26 protein-coding genes are annotated in these 21,666 nt (G+C 55.1%); 7 read left to right on the top strand and 19 right to left on the bottom strand.

Translation table 11 applies throughout. From position 1 onward, the window contains the following. Positions 1 to 45 precede the first annotated feature (45 nt). On the bottom strand, positions 46 to 681 hold the full coding sequence (locus IXC47_RS12820) for a Spy/CpxP family protein refolding chaperone (RefSeq protein WP_195875862.1): 636 nt from the start codon (positions 679 to 681) through the stop codon (positions 46 to 48). Positions 682 to 967: 286 nt separating this feature from the next. Here IXC47_RS12820 and IXC47_RS12825 point away from each other — a divergent pair, with 286 nt between their 5' ends. Next, positions 968 to 1,774, top strand: coding sequence for a type IV pili methyl-accepting chemotaxis transducer N-terminal domain-containing protein (locus tag IXC47_RS12825; RefSeq protein WP_195875863.1), 807 nt, complete (start codon positions 968 to 970; stop codon positions 1,772 to 1,774). A 12-nt stretch (positions 1,775 to 1,786) separates the two neighbouring features. On the opposite strand, the gene IXC47_RS12830 is transcribed toward IXC47_RS12825, so the two are convergent. From IXC47_RS12830 to gpmA, 4 genes are all read right to left on the bottom strand, one after another. Further along, positions 1,787 to 2,539, bottom strand: a complete 753-nt coding sequence (locus IXC47_RS12830; RefSeq protein ID WP_175624793.1) for a HesA/MoeB/ThiF family protein — start codon at positions 2,537 to 2,539, stop codon at positions 1,787 to 1,789. A 91-nt stretch (positions 2,540 to 2,630) separates the two neighbouring features. Next, positions 2,631 to 4,112: a S41 family peptidase gene (locus tag IXC47_RS12835; RefSeq protein WP_175624794.1), complete on the bottom strand. Its 1,482-nt coding sequence runs from the start codon at positions 4,110 to 4,112 to the stop codon at positions 2,631 to 2,633. Between the two features lie 2 nt (positions 4,113 to 4,114). Continuing rightward, entirely contained in the window at positions 4,115 to 5,479 is a 1,365-nt protein-coding gene (locus tag IXC47_RS12840; RefSeq protein WP_195875900.1) for a murein hydrolase activator EnvC family protein, read from the bottom strand. A gap of 83 nt (positions 5,480 to 5,562) precedes the next feature. Further along, positions 5,563 to 6,309 (bottom strand): 2,3-diphosphoglycerate-dependent phosphoglycerate mutase, encoded by a 747-nt coding sequence (gene gpmA, locus IXC47_RS12845; protein ID WP_175624795.1) that lies wholly within the window; start codon positions 6,307 to 6,309, stop codon positions 5,563 to 5,565. A gap of 106 nt (positions 6,310 to 6,415) precedes the next feature. Here gpmA and IXC47_RS12850 point away from each other — a divergent pair, with 106 nt between their 5' ends. The 5 genes from IXC47_RS12850 to IXC47_RS12870 all read left to right on the top strand — a co-directional run bounded on the left by IXC47_RS12850 (position 6,416) and on the right by IXC47_RS12870 (position 9,187). Then, entirely contained in the window at positions 6,416 to 6,817 is a 402-nt protein-coding gene (locus IXC47_RS12850) for a rhodanese-like domain-containing protein (protein ID WP_175624796.1), read from the top strand. A 12-nt stretch (positions 6,818 to 6,829) separates the two neighbouring features. Further along, positions 6,830 to 7,093 (top strand): glutaredoxin 3, encoded by a 264-nt coding sequence (gene grxC / locus IXC47_RS12855; RefSeq protein ID WP_175625206.1) that lies wholly within the window; start codon positions 6,830 to 6,832, stop codon positions 7,091 to 7,093. 75 nt (positions 7,094 to 7,168) lie between these two features. Next, positions 7,169 to 7,663, top strand: coding sequence for a protein-export chaperone SecB (secB, locus tag IXC47_RS12860; RefSeq protein ID WP_124574369.1), 495 nt, complete (start codon positions 7,169 to 7,171; stop codon positions 7,661 to 7,663). 71 nt (positions 7,664 to 7,734) lie between these two features. Next, positions 7,735 to 8,184, top strand: a complete 450-nt coding sequence (locus IXC47_RS12865; RefSeq protein WP_195875864.1) for an SH3 domain-containing protein — start codon at positions 7,735 to 7,737, stop codon at positions 8,182 to 8,184. A gap of 7 nt (positions 8,185 to 8,191) precedes the next feature. Further along, positions 8,192 to 9,187 (top strand): NAD(P)H-dependent glycerol-3-phosphate dehydrogenase, encoded by a 996-nt coding sequence (locus tag IXC47_RS12870; protein ID WP_195875865.1) that lies wholly within the window; start codon positions 8,192 to 8,194, stop codon positions 9,185 to 9,187. Between the two features lie 62 nt (positions 9,188 to 9,249). Here IXC47_RS12870 and IXC47_RS12875 read toward each other — a convergent pair whose 3' ends face one another. The 12 genes from IXC47_RS12875 to dksA form a co-directional block, all read right to left on the bottom strand. Next, a complete protein-coding gene (locus tag IXC47_RS12875) occupies positions 9,250 to 9,579 on the bottom strand; it encodes a cupin domain-containing protein (RefSeq protein ID WP_124574372.1) in 330 nt (109 codons plus the stop codon). A gap of 149 nt (positions 9,580 to 9,728) precedes the next feature. After that, entirely contained in the window at positions 9,729 to 9,929 is a 201-nt protein-coding gene (locus IXC47_RS12880) for a hypothetical protein (RefSeq protein ID WP_175624799.1), read from the bottom strand. 44 nt (positions 9,930 to 9,973) lie between these two features. Beyond that, positions 9,974 to 11,323 carry an ATP-dependent protease ATPase subunit HslU gene (gene hslU / locus IXC47_RS12885; RefSeq protein WP_175624800.1) on the bottom strand — a complete coding sequence of 450 codons (1,350 nt, stop codon included), beginning with the start codon at positions 11,321 to 11,323 and terminating at the stop codon, positions 9,974 to 9,976. Positions 11,324 to 11,382: 59 nt separating this feature from the next. After that, entirely contained in the window at positions 11,383 to 11,919 is a 537-nt protein-coding gene (gene hslV / locus IXC47_RS12890) for an ATP-dependent protease subunit HslV (RefSeq protein WP_175624801.1), read from the bottom strand. Positions 11,920 to 12,041: 122 nt separating this feature from the next. Beyond that, positions 12,042 to 13,451, bottom strand: a complete 1,410-nt coding sequence (locus tag IXC47_RS12895; protein WP_326838402.1) for a hypothetical protein — start codon at positions 13,449 to 13,451, stop codon at positions 12,042 to 12,044. 179 nt (positions 13,452 to 13,630) lie between these two features. Then, on the bottom strand, positions 13,631 to 15,658 hold the full coding sequence (locus tag IXC47_RS12900) for a TonB-dependent receptor (RefSeq protein WP_195875867.1): 2,028 nt from the start codon (positions 15,656 to 15,658) through the stop codon (positions 13,631 to 13,633). Positions 15,659 to 15,731: 73 nt separating this feature from the next. Further along, positions 15,732 to 16,103, bottom strand: coding sequence for a hypothetical protein (locus IXC47_RS12905; protein WP_195875868.1), 372 nt, complete (start codon positions 16,101 to 16,103; stop codon positions 15,732 to 15,734). Positions 16,104 to 16,112: 9 nt separating this feature from the next. Beyond that, entirely contained in the window at positions 16,113 to 16,607 is a 495-nt protein-coding gene (locus tag IXC47_RS12910; protein ID WP_195875869.1) for a DUF3299 domain-containing protein, read from the bottom strand. Between the two features lie 129 nt (positions 16,608 to 16,736). Next, on the bottom strand, positions 16,737 to 16,976 hold the full coding sequence (locus IXC47_RS12915) for a hypothetical protein (protein ID WP_195875870.1): 240 nt from the start codon (positions 16,974 to 16,976) through the stop codon (positions 16,737 to 16,739). Between the two features lie 18 nt (positions 16,977 to 16,994). Beyond that, complete coding sequence (locus tag IXC47_RS12920) at positions 16,995 to 18,209, bottom strand: ABC transporter permease (RefSeq protein WP_195875871.1); 1,215 nt, start codon at positions 18,207 to 18,209, stop codon at positions 16,995 to 16,997. Next, positions 18,209 to 18,874 (bottom strand): ABC transporter ATP-binding protein, encoded by a 666-nt coding sequence (locus IXC47_RS12925; RefSeq protein ID WP_195875872.1) that lies wholly within the window; start codon positions 18,872 to 18,874, stop codon positions 18,209 to 18,211. Before IXC47_RS12925 ends, IXC47_RS12920 begins: the two co-directional genes overlap by 1 nt. A gap of 97 nt (positions 18,875 to 18,971) precedes the next feature. Then, positions 18,972 to 19,424: an RNA polymerase-binding protein DksA gene (gene dksA / locus IXC47_RS12930; RefSeq protein WP_175624809.1), complete on the bottom strand. Its 453-nt coding sequence runs from the start codon at positions 19,422 to 19,424 to the stop codon at positions 18,972 to 18,974. On the opposite strand from dksA, the gene IXC47_RS12935 reads away from it, so the two are divergent. Continuing rightward, complete coding sequence (locus IXC47_RS12935) at positions 19,405 to 19,947, top strand: hypothetical protein (RefSeq protein WP_195875873.1); 543 nt, start codon at positions 19,405 to 19,407, stop codon at positions 19,945 to 19,947. The genes dksA and IXC47_RS12935 overlap by 20 nt on opposite strands. A gap of 97 nt (positions 19,948 to 20,044) precedes the next feature. Here the strand turns inward: IXC47_RS12935 and IXC47_RS12940 are convergent, their stop codons facing one another. After that, positions 20,045 to 21,100: a CobW family GTP-binding protein gene (locus IXC47_RS12940; protein WP_195875874.1), complete on the bottom strand. Its 1,056-nt coding sequence runs from the start codon at positions 21,098 to 21,100 to the stop codon at positions 20,045 to 20,047. Positions 21,101 to 21,105: 5 nt separating this feature from the next. Then, positions 21,106 to 21,639 carry a Fur family transcriptional regulator gene (locus IXC47_RS12945; protein WP_175624812.1) on the bottom strand — a complete coding sequence of 178 codons (534 nt, stop codon included), beginning with the start codon at positions 21,637 to 21,639 and terminating at the stop codon, positions 21,106 to 21,108. Between the last annotated feature and the right edge of the window lie 27 nt (positions 21,640 to 21,666).

Below are 21,666 nucleotides of genomic sequence, written 5' to 3' on the forward strand. Positions count from 1 at the left end.
GTCCAAATTAATGGAGGCTGGCGCGTTCATGCTACCGGATTTATTTTACTGGGCAGCTGGTGCTGCTGCCGGTGCTGGTGGTGGTCCTTTGCGGCCGTGGTCACGGTCATGGCCTTCATGACCAAAACGGTGACCAAAACGATGACCGAAACCACCGCGGTGTTTGCTCAGTTGTTCAACTGCTTTCACACGTTGTGCCGGGGTCAGCACTTCGGCTGCATCAGCAAATGCCTGGGTCATGCGACGCGAACGTTGATCAGCCAGTTTTTGCTCGGTCTGACGTACTTGTTCCAGCGCCTTGCGATCGATGCTTGGCTGTGCCAGCAATTTCAGGCCTTGCTCATGCGCTGCACGGTTTTGTTCCATGATGGGACGCAGGTCGTTGAAAGCCGACTTGGCGATTGCGCCGAGCTTGGTTTTTTGCTCTGGTGTGGCATCCGGTACGACGCGTTTGAGCATGTGGTCGAAGCGCTTTTCGGCACGTTCAGGATTCATTTTGCCGTGTGGGCCACCTTGTTTCTGTTGCTGGGTAGCTTGTGGTGCCTGGCCTTCCTGTGCGTGGCTGACGCCGACGATGGAGAGAGCGCTGAAGATCGCAGCAGTTGCACCTACCATCATCAGGCGGCGTGCGCGACCGGCAGCAGGGACAGTGGCTACGGTATTGCGGGTTTGGCTATTCATACTAAGCTCCTTGTTTGGCTATGGTGCCTGCTGTGTGGTGCAGGCATGTTGATACTTTAGGAGTCCACTGTTGCGGATTCGCTTGCGAGCCGTAAAGTTATGTAAAGGGTGGTGGCGGCCGACTTGGTGCATTTTGGGCAGCATTATTTGCCCCGATAGCCGTATTTCGCACCGCTTTGGGCTGCAGTAGACAGCGTGGAGAACGGCTGCGCTTGGCATAGCTTTTGCACCACGGAAATGGTGTCTGTGCTCACAGACAGCAGCCTGACAATAATAAGGAATAACAATGAACCGGCGCCATTTTCTCCAGACCAGCTTGCTGGCTACTCCCGTATTGCTACTCGTGTCCCGGGCGCAGGCAGTCGATACGCGGATTGCGCATATCAACGACGCGATCAACAAGTCCGGACGTCAACGCATGTTGTCGCAACGACTGGCGAAGTGTTATTTGCAGATCGGCCAGGCGATCGATATGCCACGGTCGCAAAAATTATTCAATGCGTCGCTGACACTGTTTGAAAAGCAATTGGGCGAGCTCGAATCGTATGCGCCGAATGCAGAAAACAAAGCGACGCTGGCGAGCCTGAAAAAGACCTGGAGCGCGTACAAGAATGCTTTGCTGGGTCAGACACCGAACCTGCAGGATGCGAAGGCTGTGATGCGACTCAGCGAAGAAGTGCTGGCGCTGGCACATGCATCCACACTGCAACTGGAAAAGATTTCCGATACCGCTGTCGGTCATCTGGTGAATATCGCCGGACGTCAACGCATGTTGTCGCAGCGCATGGCGAAATTTTATCAGGCGATTAATTGGGGTGTTGCGTCGTCCGACGCGTTGCCGGGGCTGATTAAGGCGCGTGATGAATTCCTGGCGGCGATGGCAGAGTTATCGGCTTCATCCAAAAATACGACGCCTATCAAGCAGGACATCCTGCTGGCGCAGCAGCAGTGGTTTTTCTTTGATCAGGCTCTGAAGAGCAACGCGATCAACGATGATACCAAGCTGCGTTTCGCCACCAATGTCGCGACCAGTAGCGAACGCATACTGGAAACCATGGACCGGATTACCGGTATGTATGAACAGCTGGGTTAGATGAAGCAGATCTTAGTGTGCCTGGCCGCACACCACGCATTTGGCATTACGTTTGACTTTGATGCTGCTCCATTCCATGGAACGCGCATCCAGCAATAGCAAACGTCCGGCCAGTGATTCACCGATGCCAACGATGAGCTTCAATGCTTCTGCTGCCTGCATGCTGCCGACGATACCGACCAATGGTGCAAAGACACCCATGGTGCCGCAATTCACATCTTCGAATTCCTGGTCTTGCGGGAAGACGCAGGAGTAGCAGGGCGCTTGTGCGTCACGCTGATCGAATACGCTGATTTGCCCGTCGAACTTGATGGCGGCACCGGATACCAGCGGTACTTTATTGGCGACGCAGGCACGATTGACGGCATGACGCGTGGCAAAGTTATCGCAGCAGTCGAGTACCACGGTCGCACTACGTACCAGCTCGTCCAGACGCTCACCGGAAACGCGTTCTTGCAGCGCCACTACTTCTATGGTCGGATTGATTTCTTCCAGTGTCTGCTTGCCGGATGCAACCTTGGCCTGCCCCACACGTTGTGTGGTGTGCAGGATTTGTCGCTGCAGGTTGGTCAGGTCTACCGTGTCGTCATCGACCAGCGTGATGGTGCCTACGCCAGCCGAAGCCAGGTAATAAGCAGCGGGCGAACCGAGGCCGCCAGCGCCTATGATGAGGACATGGGCTGCCAACAGTTTTTCCTGTCCTTCGATATCGATTTCATCGAGCAGGATGTGACGTGAATAGCGCAGGAGTTGCTGGTCGTTCATAAGTAATCCGTATAGCGTGGTGCGGCAGAAAAGCAGTCGGGACAATCAAAAAAAGCCGCATCGCTGCGGCCTTTTTTGTTAGCGGTCACGACTATTTTTTGTCGCCGTTTTTCGGTTCTGCTTTAGGGTCTGTCTTGGGCTTGTTGATGCCGGGTTCTTCTTTCTTCGGCTCAGGTTTCGCTTTGGACAGCACTACCGGCAAACCTTTCAGGTGGTTCAGGGCTTGCGTCAACTGGAAGTCATCCTTGCTACCGAATTCCAGTGGTTTGCGTTTTTTCTCGAGCGCAGCCAGGCGTTGCTCTTCTTCCAGTTCATCGACAGCGGCGTGTACTTCAGGGCCTTTGTCTTTGTCATTGGACAGATGCTTTTGCAAGTCTGCTTCGCGCAGGCGCAGGCCGTTCAGGCCATCGCCATCTGCGGTTTCATCGACCATCAGATCCGGCACGATGCCTTTGGCCTGGATCGAGCGGCCGTTCGGTGTGTAGTAACGCGCGGTGGTCAGCTTGACTGCGGTATCGGCAGACAATTGACGTATGGTTTGTACCGAACCTTTACCGAAGGTCTGGGTGCCCATGATGGTGGCGCGCTTGTAATCCTGCAAAGCACCGGCCACGATTTCAGACGCGGATGCCGAACCGGAGTTGACCAGTACGACCATAGGGATTTTTTTCAATGCTTCCGGCAATTTGGCCAGCGGGTCACCAACCGAACGGCTTGCATAGAATTCGCGGCGCGCATAGAAGCTCGCTTTGGAATCCGGCAATTGACCATTGGTCGAAGTCACGACGACGTCTTTGGGCAGGAATGCGGCAGACACACCGATCGCACCTGGCAATACGCCACCCGGATCATTGCGCAGGTCGAGTACCAGGCCTTTGAGGTTAGGGTCTTGTGCGTACAGGGTAGCGATTTTCTTCGCCATATCGTCTACCGTCGGCTCCTGGAATTGCGAGACGCGCAGCCATGCATAGCCTGGCTCAACGATTTTTGCCTTGACGCTTTGCACACGGATTTCCTGGCGCGTGATGGTGATGATGATAGGTTTATCTTCATCCTTGCGCGCGATGGTCAGCGTGATCTTGGTATTTGGTTCACCACGCATGCGCTTGACTGCTTCGTCCAGCGTCATGCCTTTGACCGGGGTTGAGTCCAGGCGGGTGATCAGATCGCCTGCCTTGATGCCGGCGCGATAAGCAGGCGAATCTTCGATAGGAGAAATAACTTTGACGTAGCCGTCTTCCATCCCGACTTCGATGCCGAGGCCGACAAACTTGCCTTGCGTGCCTTCACGCAATTCCTTGAATGCTTTCTTGTCGAGGTAGGCAGAGTGCGGATCCAGCGATGACACCATGCCGGAAATCGCTTCGGTCAGGAGTTTCTTGTCGTCGACTGGCTCGACGTAGTCCGATTTTATGAGTCCGAATACTTCGGACAATTGGCGTAATTCTTCTAGAGGCAAGGGCGTACCGGCGGCATTTTTTTGCGCCATCGCGTCCAATTGTGTCCCCATCGCGATCACGCCGGCAACCATGCCTAAACCGACCAGTCCGATATTCTTGAGTTTCGTTCCCATGTTCACCTAATAGTTACCCAACTGAGCGGGTCAAACGCACGGCCTTGGTGCCGCATTTCAAAGTATAAACCTGATTGCTCATTGCCGCCGCTATTACCTGTGCTGGCAATGACGTCGCCGGATTTGACGGTGTCGCCAGCGTGTTTTAGCACGGATTGATTATTGCCGTAAATCGTCATGTACTGCCCGCCGTGGTCAACAATGATCAAATTGCCAAATCCGCGCAGCCATTCCGCAAAAACGACGCGACCAGCTGCCACTGCCTTGACTTCGCTGCCTTCCTCGGCGCGTATGAACAAGCCTTTCCAGCTTGGGCCGTCGCCCCGTTTGCTGCCGAATTTGGCGACCAGGTCACCGCGTACCGGCAGGCGCAAACGTCCGCGCAGAGCGGCAAACGCTCCGTCTTGGACGCCAGCGTCAGGTGTGAGTTCATTGCGCGCCAGGGTTTTGCTTGGCGGTTCGTCGTCTTCTATCGCGTCCGGATTGCTGATTTTGCCGTTGGCGGTACGGTCAGGCGTATTGCGGGTTTTGGCCTGCGCCTGGCGTTTTTCACGTTCGGCCTGGGCGCGTGCAATGCGTTCCTGGCGGCGCTTTTCGGCTGCGGCGGCTTCGGCTTTACGCTGTTCCTGGATTAATACGGCCAGCTTGTCGACCAGGCTGGAGAGACGACGCTCGTCACGTTCGATGGCACCGACTTCTTTGCGCTGCGCCGTTAATTTGCTGGAAAGTTGTGCCAGCAGGGCGGAACGCTGGGTTTTTTCCTTTTGCAGGATGGCATGCTGTTCGCGTGCTTCGGTGGCGATTTCATCCAGTTCCTGCTTGGCATTTTGTACTTCAGCCTGGTTTTCTTCGATCGCAGCCAGGTTGGCGCGCAGTGATTCGATCAGGCTTGCCTGCGCGCGCGAGACATAGCCCATGTATTGCAACTCGCGGTTGATGCGGTTCGGGTTATCACCTGAAAGCAGCAGTTTGATGCGGTCTTCATTGCCAGCCACGTATTGCTCACGCAGCAGCTTGGCCAGCTGGGTTTGCTGGGCGTCGACAATTTTCTGCAGCGCTGCTTGTTGCTTCGATAACTCACCGAGCTTGGCTTCGGTTTGTCTTTGCTCCTGCGCCAGGTCGTTCAGATTGCGTTTGGCGTCGGAAATGGCTTCTTCCGACTGGGCCAGCGCGTCGGCGGCATAGCTTTTGGCGGTTTCGGTCTTGTCTATGCTGCGTTTCAGCGTGTTGAGCTTTTGGCGCAGGTCGGCGCGTTCGGTTTCGGCAATCTTCTTTTGTTTGCTGCGGTCGGTCGCTTTTTGCGCGTGGGCGTAATCGGCCAGGCTGAAGCACAGTGCCAGGGCGGAGAGGGCGGCAAAAATGCGCATGCCCGTGCGGCCTGGCTGGTGCTGGCTGACGGGCATGGCAGATTTGCTGTTAGTGCGTGTTAGCAATGAAATGAGCACTGCGATTACTTGCTTGGTCCATGGCTGGCGGCGGCCTGGACAGCTGCCTGCAGTGATTCCTGGTCGCCCAGGTAGTAATGTCGTATCGGTTTCAGGTTTTCGTCCAGTTCATAGACGATAGGACGGCCGTTTGGAATACTGAGTGAGACGATGTCCTGGTCGCTGATATCGTCGAGTATCTTGATCAGCGCGCGCAGGCTGTTGCCGTGAGCAGAAATGATGATTTGTTTGCCGGCACGTATCGAAGGCACGATGGTGTCGTTCCAGTACGGTTCCACGCGCAGCAAGGTGTCTTTCAGGCATTCGCCCAGCGGAATTTGTTCGCGCTGCAGATGGGCGTAGCGTGGATCATCAAACATGGTACGAGGATCGTCTTCCGCCAGGTGTTTCGGCGGGATGTCATAGCTGCGACGCCATTGTAAAACCTGGTCGGCACCGTATTTCTCAGCTGTTTCGGCCTTGTTCATGCCTTGCAGCGCGCCGTAATGGCGTTCGTTCAGGTGCCAGTCGCAGACTACCGGTATCCACATCAAATCCATCTCGTCGAGCGCAATCCAGAGGGTGCGGATGGCGCGTTTGAGGACGGAGGAATAGGCCAGATCAAACGTAAAGCCTGCTTCACGCAGCAATACACCAGCATGTTTGGCTTCGTTGCGACCTTTTTCCGTCAAGTCGACATCGGCCCAGCCGGTGAAGCGGTTATCGAGGTTCCATGTGGACTCGCCGTGGCGCATCAATACGATTTTGTACATGGTTCAATTAGATAATTAATGGTTTTTTGATGCAAAATGCCGAATCCGAATTGTATTCGGTCTTCTATTTTATAATGCGAACACTCTTTCAACTAATTGGATCACCGTGAAATTCTTCCTTGATAACATTTTCCTCATCGGTATTATCATTTTGTCCGGCGGCGCTTTGGTCGCGCATACCCTGCAACGCGTAGGTGCAAAAGTTACCGCATTGCAAGCAACCCAAATCATTAACCAGGGCAAAACACTGGTCCTGGACGTGCGTTCCGCGGCTGATTTCGCAGCTGGCCACATCCGCGATGCGAAAAACATCCCATTGAAAGAATTGAAAGGTCGCGTGGCGGAATTGGAAAAATTCAAAGGCCGCCCGGTGATCGTCGTCTGCAACAAGGGCTTGCAATCGAACAAAGCAACCGCACTTTTGAAAAAAGAAGGCTACGCCGAAGCCGTTAGTTTACTCGGTGGGCAGGATGCTTGGCAATCGCAAGGCCTGCCGGTCACAAAGTAAGAAGGAGTAATGATGACTGCGCATGTAGTGATGTATAGCACCGGAGTTTGCCCTTATTGCACGATGGCAGAACGCCTGCTGACCGCCAAAGGCATCTCGAATATCGAAAAAATCCGTGTCGACCTTGATCCGGCGCAACGTGCTGCCATGATGGAAAAGACCGGCCGCCGTACCGTGCCGCAAATTTATGTGGGCGAGACCCATGTCGGCGGTTTTGACGATTTGAACGCGCTTGAGCGCCAGGGCAAGCTGGACGCCTTGCTGCAAAGCGCGTAAGCGTATAAATTCTTTTATTTGCAAGTAAGCAGGAGGGGTGATCCCCTCTTTATCTAATCCTATTGAAAGTGCTTCATGGCTGACGAAAATCTGCAACCTTTATTCCAGATCCAACGTGTTTACCTGAAAGATCTGTCGCTCGAACAACCGAATTCCCCAGCCATCTTCCTGGAACAGGAGCAGCCAAATATTGAAGTCGCCGTAGATGTAGGCGCACAACCGCTGGCCGAAGGCATCTTCGAGTCGACCGTCACGATTACCGTTACTGCGAAAATTGCAGACAAGACTGCGTTCCTGGTTGAAGGCAAACAAGCTGGTATTTTCGAAATCCGCAACATCCCTGACGAACAACTGGACCCACTGCTCGGCATCGGTTGCCCGAACGTGATTTATCCATACCTGCGTGCAAATATCGCTGATGTGATTACCCGTGCCGGTTTCCCGCCAGTACACCTGAGCGAAATCAATTTTGAAGCGTTTTACCAGCAACGTCTGGAAGCCCTGGCCAAGCAGCAAGCTGAAAGCAGCCCCGGCATCGTGATGGCAGACGGTTCGGCAGCAAGACACTAAGTTTTCAATTTGCCTGCAGCGTGCGTTGCCGAACGCACCTGCAGCGCGCCAGACTCTCCCTAAGGTGATTTATGAAATGGTCCGCCCCGTTTATTCCTGTTTTGCTGGTGACCATGCTGGGTACGAGTGCCGCGTATGCGGTTGAGTACAAATCCGTAGGTAACAATCCTGCTGTGCTGTACAACGCGCCGACCGAAAAAGGTCGCAAAGTGTTTGTCGCGCCGCGTGGCATGCCGGTCGAAGTTGTACTGACGCAGACTGGCTGGAGCAAAGTGCGTGACGTTGCAGGCGACCTGGCCTGGGTAGAAGCGAAGGCCTTAAGTTCGAAACGCAATGTGGTCGTGACGGCCGCCAATCTCAAGCTGCATGCAGCAGCAGAAGATGCATCCGCTGTGGTGGCAACAGCCGACAAAGGAGTGTTGCTGGAGCTGGTCGCGCCACCTGCTGCGGGCTGGGTCAAGCTCAAGCATCGTGATGGGCAGACCGGTTTTGCCAAATCCAGTGAAGTGTGGGGCGAGTAAGCGCCGCATGAATATTTCTATACTAGGCGCAGGTGCATGGGGTACGGCTTTGGCGATGTCGCTGGCCGAACGTCATAGCGTCATGTTGTGGGGCCGCGATGCAGGCGTAATGCAGGCGGCACAAGAGGCACGCGAGAACGTGGCCTATCTGCCTGGTTTCCGTTTCCCTGACAGCCTCCTGCTCGGTTCCGATCTGGATGCCGCGATAGCGCATGTGGGCAGCGATGGCTTGCTGATCGTGGCAACTTCGCTGGCTGGCTTGCGGCCGTTGACGACGCAATTGCGGGCCTATGCCATCCCGAATCTGGTCTGGCTGTGCAAAGGCTTCGAAGAAAAAACACATTTATTGCCGCATCAAATCGTGCATGAAATTCTCGGTGATGCGGTTCCTGCTGGCGCCTTGTCCGGACCTTCGTTTGCGCAGGAAGTGGCGCGTGGTTTGCCGTGCGCGCTGGCGATTGCATCGGATAGCGCCACCTTGCGTGAGCGTGTGGTGCAAGTCGTGCACAGCCCGGCCATACGCATATACGCGACCGATGATTTGACAGGTGTCGAAGTCGGTGGCGCAGTAAAGAATGTCCTGGCGATTGCCACCGGCATCATTGATGGCCTCGGCCTTGGTCTGAATGCACGTGCTGCTTTGATTACACGCGGCCTGGCCGAGATCACGCGCCTCGGCGTGGCGCTGGGTGGACGTGCTGAAACCTTTAATGGCCTGGCGGGTATGGGTGATCTGATCCTGACCTGTACCGGTGATTTATCGCGTAATCGTAAAGTCGGACTCGGCCTTGCCGCAGGCAAGAAGCTGGCGCAGATTGTGACTGAACTGGGGCACGTGGCTGAAGGTGTGCGTTGTGCGCAAGCAGTGCGTGAGCTGGCACGGGAGCACGGCGTTGATATGCCGATAGCGGATGCGGTAGCGGGAGTACTATTTGACGGCGACTCGCCGCGTGACACGGTCAAGCGTTTGCTGTCCCGCGATCCACGCGATGAAATCGCCTGAAGCATCAGCCAACCCCTGGCTTGTTCTGCGGTAGTGCCGTCCGGCGCTGCCCGCTTTTCCCCTCAATGCTGCAAGAGCAGCGTCAATAAAACCGACGAGTCTTCCAGCGCATGCAGCGAATGTTTCTCGCCACCTGCCAGATACACCAGTTCACCGGCGCGCAGGGTTTGCGTGGATTGATGTGCGTGTAGCTCGATTGCGCCTTCCAGGCACTGAATAGTGACCGCGCCCGGAACCGAGTGCTCGGGCATGCCTTTGCCGCATGGCAGTACCAGGCGCATCAATTCGAGTTGCGGGGTTTTGAACAAGGCGTTCGAGACGGAGCTGGAGATGCGGGTGCCGAGTGGGCGTATATCGATCAACTGGCCGGATGTTGCATGCGGTAGAGCCATAATGTTCTCCTCTAGCTGTTGTCACGTGTGTTACGAGTAACGAGCGTCCCGCATTTGTTATAACAAACAAAACGGACAGGAGCAATCGGCAAACTTATTGTCGATAGATTCAGTCGGGTATTTGCTGTTGCCCGCGGATGCTGGGCGGCTTATTTTTCTTCCGGTTCTGACAACTTGGTTTGCAGCAAACGTTTCAATTCTTGCCGTTGTCCGGAAATGGATTTCTGATGCGGGCCGCCGACACGCTGCTTGGCGGCGAGTGCGACGTGATTGCGCGGTTTCAGCGCTTTTTGCGAGGGCTCTATGCGTATCGTGAGCTTTTGTCGTTTCGCGAGTGCTTTATTGGCCATGATGTAAATAAGGCCCGCGCGGGTAATCCATGCGGGCCCTCATCTTACAAGACGTAACGTGACAAATCTTCATTCACTGACAATGCGCCCAGTCTTTCATCTACATAAGCTGCAGTAATCGCCAGCGTTTGTTCCGGGCTGTCGGTCGCGGAAAATGAAATTTCTTCCAGTAATTTTTCCATCACGGTGTACAGGCGACGTGCGCCTATGTTTTCCGTTTTTTCGTTGACCGAGTAGGCGATTTCCGCCATGCGCTTGATACCGTCCGGCGCGAACTCTATCTTCACGCCTTCAGTGCCGAGCAATGCTTCGTATTGCTTGGTCAGGCAGGCATCAGTGCTGGTCAGGATGCGCTCAAAGTCTGCGATTGACAACGATTCCAGTTCGACGCGGATAGGGAAACGTCCCTGCAGTTCCGGGATCAGGTCTGACGGTTTGGCCAGATGGAAGGCGCCGGACGCGATGAACAGGATGTGGTCAGTCTTGATCATGCCGTACTTTGTGTTGACGGTTGTCCCTTCGACCAGTGGCAGCAAGTCGCGTTGCACACCGGCGCGCGAAACATCAGCGCCGCCGTTTTCCGAACGGGTGGCGATCTTGTCGATTTCATCGAGGAAGACGATGCCGTTCTGCTCAACGTTGGTGATGGCTTTCTGCTTGAGCTCATCTTCGTTGACCAGCTTGCCCGCTTCTTCTTCGATCAGCAGCTTCATCGCTTCCTTGATCTTGACCTTGCGCGCCTTTTTGCGTGTGCCGCCTACACCTGAAAACATGGATTTGATTTGCTCGGTCATTTCTTCCATGCCCGGTGGTGCCATGATTTCCATGCTCGGGCCAGCTTCGGCCAATTCGATTTCGATCTCGGTATCGTCCAGCGTGCCTTCACGCAAACGCTTGCGGAAAGTCTGGCGAGTCGCATTGCCGCTGGCATTGCTGTCCGGCGTGCTGCCTGACGACGATGGGTGGAAGCCGAAGTCGCGCGCCGGTGGCACCAGGATGTCGATGATGCGGTCTTCTGCGGCATCTTCGGCACGTGCGCGTACCTTGCGGGTTTCTGCTTCGCGGGTTTGCTTGATGCCGATGTCGATCAGGTCACGGATGATGGTGTCGACGTCACGGCCGACATAACCGACTTCGGTGAATTTGGTCGCTTCGATTTTGATGAAAGGCGCATCTGCCAGTTTGGCCAGGCGACGCGCGATTTCAGTTTTACCGACGCCGGTCGGGCCTATCATCAGGATGTTCTTAGGCGTGATTTCGTGACGCAAAGGCTCGGCAACCTGCTGACGACGCCAGCGGTTGCGCAGTGCGATCGCGACGGCGCGTTTGGCGCGGCCTTGTCCGACGACATGTTTATCGAGCTCTGAAACGATTTCCTTCGGTGTCATATTCATGATGTTTTTCGCAAAATTTACAGGGTGCGTATTAACGTATTCGGTCTGCGCTGCGGATATTAATCCAGCGTTTCTATGATGTGCGACAGGTTGGTGTAGATGCAGAGTTCACCCGCGATGGTCAGTGATTTTTTGACGATGTCTGCGGGAGACAAATCGGTGTTTTCCTGCAGTGCCTTGGCCGCCGATTGTGCGTAAGTACCGCCGGAGCCGATCGCGCCTATGCCGTCGTTCGGTTCGAGTACGTCGCCATTGCCGGTAATAATGAGGGTAGTTTCTTTATCTGCAACCAGCAGCATCGCTTCCAGGCGGCGCAGCATGCGGTCGGTACGCCAGTCCTTGGCCAGTTCGACCGAGGCGCGCATCAGATGGCCCTGATGCTTTTCCAGCTTGCTTTCAAAACGTTCCAGCAGGGTGAAGGCATCGGCGGTACCGCCTGCGAAGCCGACCAGTACTTTGCCGTTGTAGACCTTGCGCACTTTACGCGCAGTGCCTTTCATGACGATATTGCCTAATGTGACCTGGCCATCGCCACCGAGTGCAACAATGTTGCCGCGACGTACTGACAGGATGGTGGTGCCGTGAAATTGTTCCATGCTTGCCTCTGAAATGAAGTGCCGAGCTGATGAATAATCGCGCCTTGCGCGGAGATTCATGAAAAAGTGGGGGCGGCCTGAGCGATTACAAGTCGAAATTGTGCCGCATACGGGCACGGATTTCAGTTTTTACGGGGGACGATGCGTACGCTGTCGGTCATGCCCATGACATTACACAATGCCACGATGAAGTGGTTCGGGCTATGCAATTCTATGGTTTTGCCACTGCTGATCAGCGGCATCAGGTCACCGAACAGGCGTCCGGCGGCGTTGAAATCCATGCGTGTGAGCTGGCTGCAGTCGAGGATGACCGGGTTATGCGTATGTGCATAAGCGGCAATATTCTGCCCCAAGGTATCGCTGCGCGCGTCTATCAGGACCGGCATCACGAAATGATCGCTGCTGGTTTCGTCGGCTGCCGCTGTCTCTTCGTGATCCGTTGTTACTTTGTCTTGTGGCGATACAAAGGCAGGCGGCGACACTTCAAAGGTGATGCAGTAATCGATGCTGCGCTCTTCAAAGTCGGCTTCACGGTTCAACAGGCGCAATACTTCCAGCAGTAGTAGCCACGGTGCTTCGGTTTCATCGCGGCGGCCGACCAGCAGGATGGCCTGGATTTTTTCCGCCAGCTCCGGTGCGCCGACCAGTATCAGTTTGTGTCCGGATTTTTGCAGACGCTTCAGTATATTCAGCAGCAGGCCACAGCCAACCGGATCGACCTGCGTGACACGTGCAAATTCCAGCTTGAGCACAGGGCTCATTTCGGCCAGGTTTTTGATGCGTTCCAGTTGCTTGATAATCCCGGCGTCGAGTTTGGCCGGGAAGGCGATGCTGGGGATGGTGTTATTGCGTGCCACCGGTGCCTGACTGTTTTCAGCGCTGCCACCTACACGCCACGTCGGTGGTGACATTTCGAATTTGTTGGCAAATTCTATCGACAGGTTTTCAAATAAATCGCGTTGGCCGGTGACCTGGTACAGGTCGAACAACATGCCCCATACCGTTAATCGGGCCTCACCAGATGAGTCTTCGGCGATGGCATTGAGCAGTACCGGTTCTATCAGGTCAGTCTGGCCGTTGGCAAACAGGATGGCGGCTTCTTCTATGGCCAGCGGAGCTTCTGATTTGGAAATGGCGACCGGGCCGATGACGGTTTCTGCGCCGAGCAGGAAGGCGGTACTGGCACCCATGATGTCGGGCAGCATCGAGGGCTGGCCCAGATGGGTTGCGGTGTCAGGGACTTTGGTGGCCTGGGTATCGGGGCTGCGGACGTTGGTGTTGAGGAATTGGCTGGCAGGCCCGGGCATGGTGTTGCCGCTGAAGGGCAGCGGCTTGACGAATTCCGATGACATTTCTGATTCGATGGCATCGATTTTCATCGCAGTGGCGTGTGCCGCCATGCGCTGTACGTAGTCGTTTTCGTTTTTTGCCTGGACGCGCGAGTCTTCGCGTTTCTTTTGCGAAGATTCCGCCTCAGTCGGCTTGCGAGCCGGCTGTTTATCCTTCTTGCCAAAGAGCGAGAAAATCCCCACGTCTATCCTGGTAAGCAATGGCGTGCAATTCTGAGGAGCACGTCAAGTTGTAAGAGGCCTCTTTCGAGGCGGCACCAAAAAATCTGCTTAAAGGTAACACAGGTTAGCAGTAAGCGACCTGCCGATGAGGGCAGGTCACTAGTGTAGCCAAAATTCAGGCTACCGCGATACAAAACGGCTTAAAAACTGGTACGTACACCAACAATCAGGCTGCGGCCGGACAACGGTGCCACTTCGCGTAATACCGAAGTTGATAGTCGTATATCTTCATTCAGCAGATTTTTGGCGATCGCAAACCAGGTGATAGGTGTCGATTGGAAGTTTTGCGTATAAGACAGATTGGCATCGACCTGGGTATAGGACGGTGCGGCATAGGTCTCAAAACTGGCCAGGCGGTTCTGTTTCTCTGCATGCAAAACCTTCAGGCCGGAGCGCCAGTTGCCTTCGCGGTAGCCGATCTCTCCGCCGAAGCGGGTGGTCGGCTGCAGGGGCAGGTTGCCAGCGCCGCTCAAAGTGCCGCGCGAGGTGTCGGCAAAGGTGCGCCATGAGAAGCCGTTGCCACGCAGGTTGTAGCTGACCTCGGCTTCCAGGCCGCGGATGGTGGCGTCGTTTTGCGACCAAAAGCGTTGCAGGAATTCGCCGGTAGGGTCAGCATCACCGTGGTCATCCACCATGGTGCCGTCGGTGCGTCCATAGACATAGTTTTTCACGCGGTTCTGGTAGGCATTGGCTTTCCAGCGCAGCAGGCCTTCGGTCTTTTGCAGGCTCAGCTCGATATTGCGTGAAGTTTCCTTGCGCAGATTGGCGTCGCCAATATCGTAGGTGGCGGTCGATTCATGCGGGCCGTTCGAATACAGTTCTTCGATAGCTGGTGCACGCTGTGCCACCGATGCGGTCAGGCCGAGGCCGTAACCCTGGGTAAAGGTCCACAAACCGCCGAGCGAGTAGGAGCCCAGGTTGAAGTCGCGTTGCACCAGGCCGGAAGCTGCATCCGGACGACGTTTGACGGATTCGATACGGGCACCCGCGCTGGCGCGGACCGGACCGAAATCACGCTCTTCGACCAGGAAGCCTGCAATCGTCTGGCTCTTGGTGACCGGAACCGTGGCGTGGCTGTGGCCATGGCCGTGATCATCATCTACCGGCAAGGCCGAGAACTCCGAGTTTTCGGTTTGCAGGCCGAAAGTGCCGCGCCAGCCTGCGAGTGGCTTATGCGTTAATTCCCAGCGTGTTTCACTAGCCTTGTTTTTGAACTCGGTTGCAGGTGTGCCGTCTTCCAGGTTTTCCGTGTGCTTGTAGTCGGTGTAGCCGAGCTTGAAGCGGAAGGACTCAAAATTTCCAAATGGATTCTTGATCAGGCCAGCGACGTCGTAGCGGGTTTGCTTCTGTGTAATGTAGGACTTCTCTTCGGTCGGGATGCCGTAGCGATTGTCGTCCGCGCCGACCGACGCACCGATGTAGCCCCAGTCCTGGATGTAGGAAGCACCAAAGCCTACGCTGTTGGAACGCGCATACGAGTTGGGCAGGCGACCTGAACCCTGGGCAGGATCGCTGGCATTGGCGTAACCAGGGATCTTGTAGTCATCTGCATCACGTGCATTGCCATCGACATGCAAGCCGATAGCGCCAGCTGCACCATCGATCGAGAAAGATCCATTTTTCATTTTGTCGGCTGTACCGAAACGGGCTTCCGCTTCACCGGTCGGTTTGCTGTTGAGTATGGTCGGAATGCGGTCATTCACGATATTGACCACGCCGCCGATGGCGCCGGAACCGTATAGCAATGCCGCCGGGCCGCGCAGGATTTCAATCTGGCGCGCGGTCGCCGATTCGCCGACCACCGCATGGTCGTTCGACAGGCTGGATGCATCCATGACCGACATGCCGTTTTGCAGGATCTTGACGCGTGGGCCTTCCATGCCGCGGATGATGGGGCGCGAAGCACCGGCACCGAATGCCGAAGCCGATACACCGAGCTCTTGCGACAGGGTGTCGCCTAATGAGTTGCCGAGCTTTTCACGCAGTTCATCGCCATACAGCACTTTGGCGGGCGCCATGATTTGTGCGTTTTCTTCATTGCTGAAGGGCGAGGCGGTGACGACCACGGACGGCAAGATTTTTTCCTGCTCTTGCGCAAGAGCGGAGTTGGAGAGGGAGGCAAGCGCGGACAGAACGGCGCTGGCCAACAGGGTACGTTGGGCGATCATGTTACTTCCTTGAAAACGAATGTATGCGAGTGCAATTCAGACGGCGTCTGATTGCAGCAGGAGATGGTTACGTTTACGCCGCTGGCGGGGCGCGGGAAGAGAAGTGACAGAGTAGTGGTGCATCCCACGAAATGTAGGCTGCCCACAGTGCGAGTACACGTACGCTGGTTTGCAGCACGGGGGAGAAGGGTAGCAGTGGCGCGCCATCGGCCAGCGCCATGCCATCGAACAGGATACAGGAGTGCGATTTATCGCCAGCGTATTCCAGCTCCGCTACTGCGGTGCCGTGCTCTTCCATCTGGTGGTGCTGGATGCTGCCCCAGTCTGCGTGTTCTATCCGGTGTCGCAAGCCCATCCACTGCGCAAATAGCACGAGCGCGACCAGCAGTGCGGCGAAGCACAGGCGGCGAGTCGTGTTGGCAGATGACGGGAGGGCGGATTTCACGTTGAAGTCTTATTTATTTGAAGCCAGTGTTGCGTTATTCATGCGGTAGTACAAGCCCATGGGATCGTCTTTCATGATTTCCATTTTGCCGGAGACGATGATGGGTTCCAGTGTGTATTTGACCGGGGTTTTTGATTTCACTTCAACCACGCCTTCCGGTCCGGCCGGCAGACAAAAGCTGCAGCTTTGCGGCACCAGCGAAATCAGGAAATGCTTTTGTTTCTCGCCCGGTTCCAGCGGCATCATGAAGCCCTGTACCTTGATTTCCTGATTGTTCAGCGCTGCTATGTCTTTGCTGAATTCAGGCAGGATACGATTCTTTACCTTCACCTGCTTCACTTTTGCCAGCGTGCTCCACGAAGTCACGCCCTGGATGTCGTACAGCACCGGCATTTGTCCGGGCGTATTGCCGACACCTGGTGGCGCGACGTGTTGCTGGCTTTGAGCGAGTGCAAATGCCGGTGCCAGCAAGGCGAGCAACAGGATACTGGTAACAGGGCGCATGGTCATTCCGTCAAGTAGTCGTAAAGTGTGGTTAGAACTCATTTCACAAATATCCGCGAGTGCGAACGCGGCTATTTGTGAAATGAGTTCTAGACATTGTACCGGCCGTGTCATATAGCAGGGCAGGGTTTAATGCACATGCTTCATGCCGCACAACTTGCCCAATGCAAGACCTTTGCAGGCGTTAGCAAGTTCCGCATGACAAACTTTTTCATCCTTGCCCTTGCTGATGCAACGTGCCGCAGCATAGTGCGCGGCTGCGATTGCCTGATGCTGGGCAATGGTTTCTTTCTTGTGCTCTTTCTCACTGTCTTGCGCCTGCGCAGAAAACGCCAGGAGCGCGGCGCAGGTGATCAATAAATATTTCATATCGGTTCCGTTCCCAAATTAGTGCGCCAGTGTGCTGGCAATGTCGGTGCGATAAGCGCGCAGGGCGGGCAGTAGCGCTGCCAGCAAACCTGTACCAACTGCAACCAATAATAACCATGCCTCATCCGCGCTAAAAACAAAGCCGGACAATGACAGATTCTGATCTGCGCTCAGTATGCGACCCAATATTTCAACTGCAAGATGGCCGAGCAACCAGCCTACAGCTGCGCCTATCAATGCCAGCAAGATACCTTCGGTCAGCAACAATATAAATAGTTTGGCCGGTGTCGCACCCAGGGTGCGCAGGATGGCGAGGTCGATTTTGCGTTCTTCCAGTGCGTTGTACAGCGCGACAAACATGGACAGCGCAGCAGACAGCAAGACGATGAGTGCAATACCGCGCAAGACATCGATGCCGACGCCGAGCAGGCGGAATAACTTGGCTGCTTCCAGTGCCGGTTGTGCCGCTTGCAGTTCGCTCTGGCTATTGATGAAACGCGGCAGGGTGACAACCGCCAACGGCGATGCGTATTGCACCAACAGTGCGGTCAACTCACGCGACTCATCCATGACTTCTTTTTCCTGCGGATCGTTGGCGTCCAGTCCGTGTGTTTTGTCGTGTACTTGCCAGACCGAGGCTACTGGTGTGAGGATCAGACGGTCCAGCACGGTGCCGGTAGGCTGCAGGATGCCGACGACTTCAAAGGGTGCATCGTCGTGTACTTCAACTGCGCTAGCCAGGCCGTGTGAGCCAAAGAAATTGGCGCCAGGCTGTGCACCAGTGCGCTGTGCAGCTTGCGCGCCGAATACGGCTTGCATGGGTGCGTCAAACAATTTGCCCTTGGCCAGCTCGCCTTTGTAATGCGTGATGTAGTCGGTATTGGTGCCGACGATGCGGAAGCCGTGATAACTGTCGCCCAAGGCCAGCGGCATGACGGCCTTCACCATGCGATTCTTTTTCAACAGCTCTTCTGCTGAGAGCGGAATATTGCCGGTCGGCGTATCGACATGATAGATGGACGACAGTATCAATTGCAGTGGCGAACCTTTGGCACCAACGACCAGGTCTATTCCCTCCGCATCGCGCAATGCGTTGTCGGCAAGTTGCGTGGACGCAGACAGCACAAAAGTCATCATTGCAATGCCGATGGCCATCAACAGCACATTGAGGATGGTGGCAAGCGGCTTGTGTCGCAGCGATTGCAGCGCCAGTGTGTAGGCATTGAGCGTCATCAGATGGATGCTCCTGCTACGGGCGCCTGCAGGCGTAATACTTTGCCTTGCGGTAGTGCTTGTAATACACGGGCATCGTGCGTCGACAGTACCAGTGATGCGCCTATCTCATTGGCTTGCGCCAGCAATAGGGCGATGGCTGCATCGCAAGATGAGTCATCCAGATTGGCAGTCGGTTCGTCCGCCAGCAATAATTGCGGGCGGTTGAACATGGCACGTGCCAAAGCGACGCGCTGCTTTTGCCCCTGGCTTAATTGATGTGGTCTGGCGGTGGCTTTGTCGCCCAGTCCCAGTGCGCTGAGCAAGGCATCCGCTCGGCTGCTGTCGTTGGCCTGGCCGCTGGCATAAGCTGAGAGCAGGATGTTGTCGCGTGCGTTCAGGCTGGGTATCAGCGCCAGTTTTTGCGGCAGGAAACCGATATGCCGTCCGCGCCACAGATCGGCTGCGCGTGGCGTTAGTGTTGCAATAGACGTATCTGCCACTGTGATGTCGCCGCTTTGCGGCGTCAGGATGGCGGCGATCAGGTGTAGCAAGGTGGACTTGCCGCTGCCGGATGGCCCGATCACGATCGCGTGCTCACCCTGCGCCAGCGTAAAAGCCGGGACATGGAGTTGGGGAGTGGGCGCGCCGGGATAGCGATGCGTCAGATTGGCTATTTGCAACATGGTTGCATTCTACAAAAAAACAAAGCGCGCGGATAGTGCGCCGCGCGCTTTCTTTTACAGGTAAACAGATGGAGGGATCGGCTGACCCCGCCTGTGATCAGTCGCCGTACAGTTTTTGTTTCAGTTCACGACGTTGTTGCGCTTCCAGCGACAGGGTCGCGGTCGGACGAGCTAGCAGGCGTGGAACGCCGATAGGTTCGCCGGTTTCTTCGCACCAGCCGTACTCGCCGGAATCGATGCTGAGCAGCGATTGCTGGACTTTTTTCAACAACTTGCGTTCGCGGTCACGGGTACGCAACTCGAGTGCATGTTCTTCTTCTATCGTTGCGCGATCGGCTGGATCAGGGACCAGCACGGTTTCGCGCAGATGCTCGGTGGTTTCATCGGCGTTTTTCAATAACTCTTTTTCGAGTTGCTGCAGACGATCTCTGAAAAATGCGAGTTGCGCGTCATTCATGTAGTCCTTTTCGCCCATCTTGAGGATTTGCGCTTCGGTTAACAATGTGGTGTCGCCTGCGACGGATGTTGATTTGCTTGATTTGGTTGCCACTTCGCTTGCCTTCAAAACTACGGGTTTTTCAATTTTATCTGCGACCTTGGCAGGAGTCCTGGAACTGCTTGCCGTTGTCGATCGAGATGCGTCTTTAATCGGTTTTGCTGTCACGGTTGCCGCTTTGCTGGCGGTAGCCGTGGCTTTTGTTGCTGGGCTCGCTTTGACGGCCGGCTTTGCTGCCGGTTTAGCCAATGGTTTTGCGCTTTTGACGGCGCTTGATTTTACTGCTGTTGCTTTTGCTGCTGTAACTTTTGTTTTGACAGCGGCTGTCGGCGATTTTACCGCACTCTTGGCCGGTGTCTTTTTCACCGCTTTAGCTGCTGGTTTGGCGACCGGTTTGGCCGCTTTGCTGGCGGGCTTGACGGCCTTGCCTGCGATTGTTTTCGCAGCGGTTTTTTTGGCGGGTGCCTTGCTAACAGGCTTTGCACGAGTAGTCGCAGTAGCCTTCTTTGGGGCAATTTTTTTTGCGCTTTTTGCAGATTTTGTGACGGTTGCGTTCATAGTCCCTTGTCCTCAATGAACTTTCCCACACTCGGATCTTATCGTGCCCTGCGTGCGAGACTCACACCTTTAGCAACACCCAGGTAGCCATACCCTGAGCTCAAAACCACGGTAGTTTATACCAAACATTGTTCCAATCCGAAAATAAACGTTTCTTTCGGCAGATTCTGCCCGATAAACACCATTTTGTTAGAGCGTACTTCGTTTTCCCCCCATTTGGCGCCTATGTCGGTACCCATGATCTGGTGCACGCCTTGGAACACAACCTTGCGGTCAGCGCCATCCATCCAGAGTACGCCTTTGTAACGCAACATGCGCGGGCCGAAGACCTGCACCAGGCTGCCCAGGAACTCGTCCAGTTTTTCAGTATTGAAAGGACGATCGCTTTTGAAGACAAAGGCTGCGATGTTATCGCTGTGATGGCCGTGATGATGGTCGTGGTGATCGTGTTCGCAGTGTGCGTCGCAGCTGTGATCGTGGCCGTGCTCATGATCGTGCTCGTGTGCATGCTCTTCCGCCGCGATGAAGTCTGGATCGATTTCCAGTTTGTCGTTGAGGTTGAAGCCGCGCAGGTCGAGTACATCGGCGATCGCTACACTGCCAAAATTAGTTGTACTGATTGGTGCGCGCGGATTGATGCGCCTGATACGTTCTGTCAGTACTTTCAATTCATCAGCGCTGACCAGATCTGTTTTGGAGAGCAGTAATTTATCTGCGAAGCCAACCTGGCGTTGCGCTTCTTCATAGCTGTCGAGCTGATGCATCGCATGCTTGGCATCGACCACGGTGATGATGGCGTCGACCAGGTATTCGGAAGCGACTTCTTCATCGACAAAGAAGGTTTGTGCGACCGGGCCAGGATTAGCGAGGCCGGTGGTTTCAATCACGACGTGATCAAACTGCAGTTCACCGGCATTGCGTTTTTGCGCTAGTGATGTGAGTGCGATGATAAGGTCGCCGCGTACGGTGCAGCAAATGCAGCCGTTATTCATTTCTACAATTTGTTCGGTGCCGTCCTGCACCAGGATTTCATTGTCGATATTTTCCTGGCCGAATTCATTTTCGATGACCGCAATTTTGAAGCCGTGCGGCTCTTGCAGGATGCGGTTGAGCAGGGTGGTTTTTCCTGCGCCGAGGAAGCCGGTCAGGATGGTAGTAGGGATCAGTGCCATATGAATTAAACCTGGTGAGCGCAATCTGCACACCATCCTTTGATGGTGAGCTCGATTTCGTGACTTTGGAAACCTTTTCCTAGCGTCGCCTGCAATACATTCTGCAATTGCTGGCGCAAGGTTGCGGTCGGAGATTTGCTGCTGGCCTTGTTGTCTGCAGCAAACAATTGTTCATCGACATTGTCGATGCAAAATACTTTGGCGCAGCGCGTACATTTGAAATGGCCGTGCTGATGTTGTGGCGAGGCATTGTGATTGCCGGGTTCGTTATGCTCGGCCCCTGCGTTGTAACGGAACACGCGATCGTCACCGGCGATCTTGTGCGCAAGTCCGGCATCGGTCAGGCAATCGAGCGCGCGGTACAAAGTGACGCGGTCCATATCCGTCAGCTTGTCCTGCACATCCTGGTGCGACAGCGCATAGGGCGCACCCAGCAAGGCTGCCAATACCTTGATGCGGGCATCGGTGGCGCGTACCGATGTTTCACGCAACTGGCTCTCGGCCAGTGCCGGGTAATCCGGGGAAGATAATTTTTTCATAATGGACAGCTTCGATGGGTAGTGACT

The organism is Herminiimonas contaminans, assembly GCF_015645465.1.
Taxonomy (GTDB): Bacteria; Pseudomonadota; Gammaproteobacteria; order Burkholderiales; family Burkholderiaceae_D; genus Oxalicibacterium; species Oxalicibacterium contaminans.

Coding starts and splice junctions, on each gene's coding strand:
- IXC47_RS12820 (WP_195875862.1), bottom strand. CDS start 681: ATGAATAGCCAAACCCGCAATACCGTAGCCACTGTCCCTGCTGCCGGT.
- IXC47_RS12825 (WP_195875863.1), top strand. CDS start 968: ATGAACCGGCGCCATTTTCTCCAGACCAGCTTGCTGGCTACTCCCGTA.
- IXC47_RS12830 (WP_175624793.1), bottom strand. CDS start 2,539: ATGAACGACCAGCAACTCCTGCGCTATTCACGTCACATCCTGCTCGAT.
- IXC47_RS12835 (WP_175624794.1), bottom strand. CDS start 4,112: ATGGGAACGAAACTCAAGAATATCGGACTGGTCGGTTTAGGCATGGTT.
- IXC47_RS12840 (WP_195875900.1), bottom strand. CDS start 5,479: ATGCGCATTTTTGCCGCCCTCTCCGCCCTGGCACTGTGCTTCAGCCTG.
- gpmA (WP_175624795.1), bottom strand. CDS start 6,309: ATGTACAAAATCGTATTGATGCGCCACGGCGAGTCCACATGGAACCTC.
- grxC (WP_175625206.1), top strand. CDS start 6,830: ATGACTGCGCATGTAGTGATGTATAGCACCGGAGTTTGCCCTTATTGC.
- secB (WP_124574369.1), top strand. CDS start 7,169: ATGGCTGACGAAAATCTGCAACCTTTATTCCAGATCCAACGTGTTTAC.
- IXC47_RS12865 (WP_195875864.1), top strand. CDS start 7,735: ATGAAATGGTCCGCCCCGTTTATTCCTGTTTTGCTGGTGACCATGCTG.
- IXC47_RS12870 (WP_195875865.1), top strand. CDS start 8,192: ATGAATATTTCTATACTAGGCGCAGGTGCATGGGGTACGGCTTTGGCG.
- IXC47_RS12875 (WP_124574372.1), bottom strand. CDS start 9,579: ATGGCTCTACCGCATGCAACATCCGGCCAGTTGATCGATATACGCCCA.
- IXC47_RS12880 (WP_175624799.1), bottom strand. CDS start 9,929: ATGGCCAATAAAGCACTCGCGAAACGACAAAAGCTCACGATACGCATA.
- hslU (WP_175624800.1), bottom strand. CDS start 11,323: ATGAATATGACACCGAAGGAAATCGTTTCAGAGCTCGATAAACATGTC.
- hslV (WP_175624801.1), bottom strand. CDS start 11,919: ATGGAACAATTTCACGGCACCACCATCCTGTCAGTACGTCGCGGCAAC.
- IXC47_RS12900 (WP_195875867.1), bottom strand. CDS start 15,658: ATGATCGCCCAACGTACCCTGTTGGCCAGCGCCGTTCTGTCCGCGCTT.
- IXC47_RS12910 (WP_195875869.1), bottom strand. CDS start 16,607: ATGCGCCCTGTTACCAGTATCCTGTTGCTCGCCTTGCTGGCACCGGCA.
- IXC47_RS12915 (WP_195875870.1), bottom strand. CDS start 16,976: ATGAAATATTTATTGATCACCTGCGCCGCGCTCCTGGCGTTTTCTGCG.
- IXC47_RS12920 (WP_195875871.1), bottom strand. CDS start 18,209: ATGACGCTCAATGCCTACACACTGGCGCTGCAATCGCTGCGACACAAG.
- IXC47_RS12925 (WP_195875872.1), bottom strand. CDS start 18,874: ATGTTGCAAATAGCCAATCTGACGCATCGCTATCCCGGCGCGCCCACT.
- IXC47_RS12940 (WP_195875874.1), bottom strand. CDS start 21,100: ATGGCACTGATCCCTACTACCATCCTGACCGGCTTCCTCGGCGCAGGA.
- IXC47_RS12945 (WP_175624812.1), bottom strand. CDS start 21,639: ATGAAAAAATTATCTTCCCCGGATTACCCGGCACTGGCCGAGAGCCAG.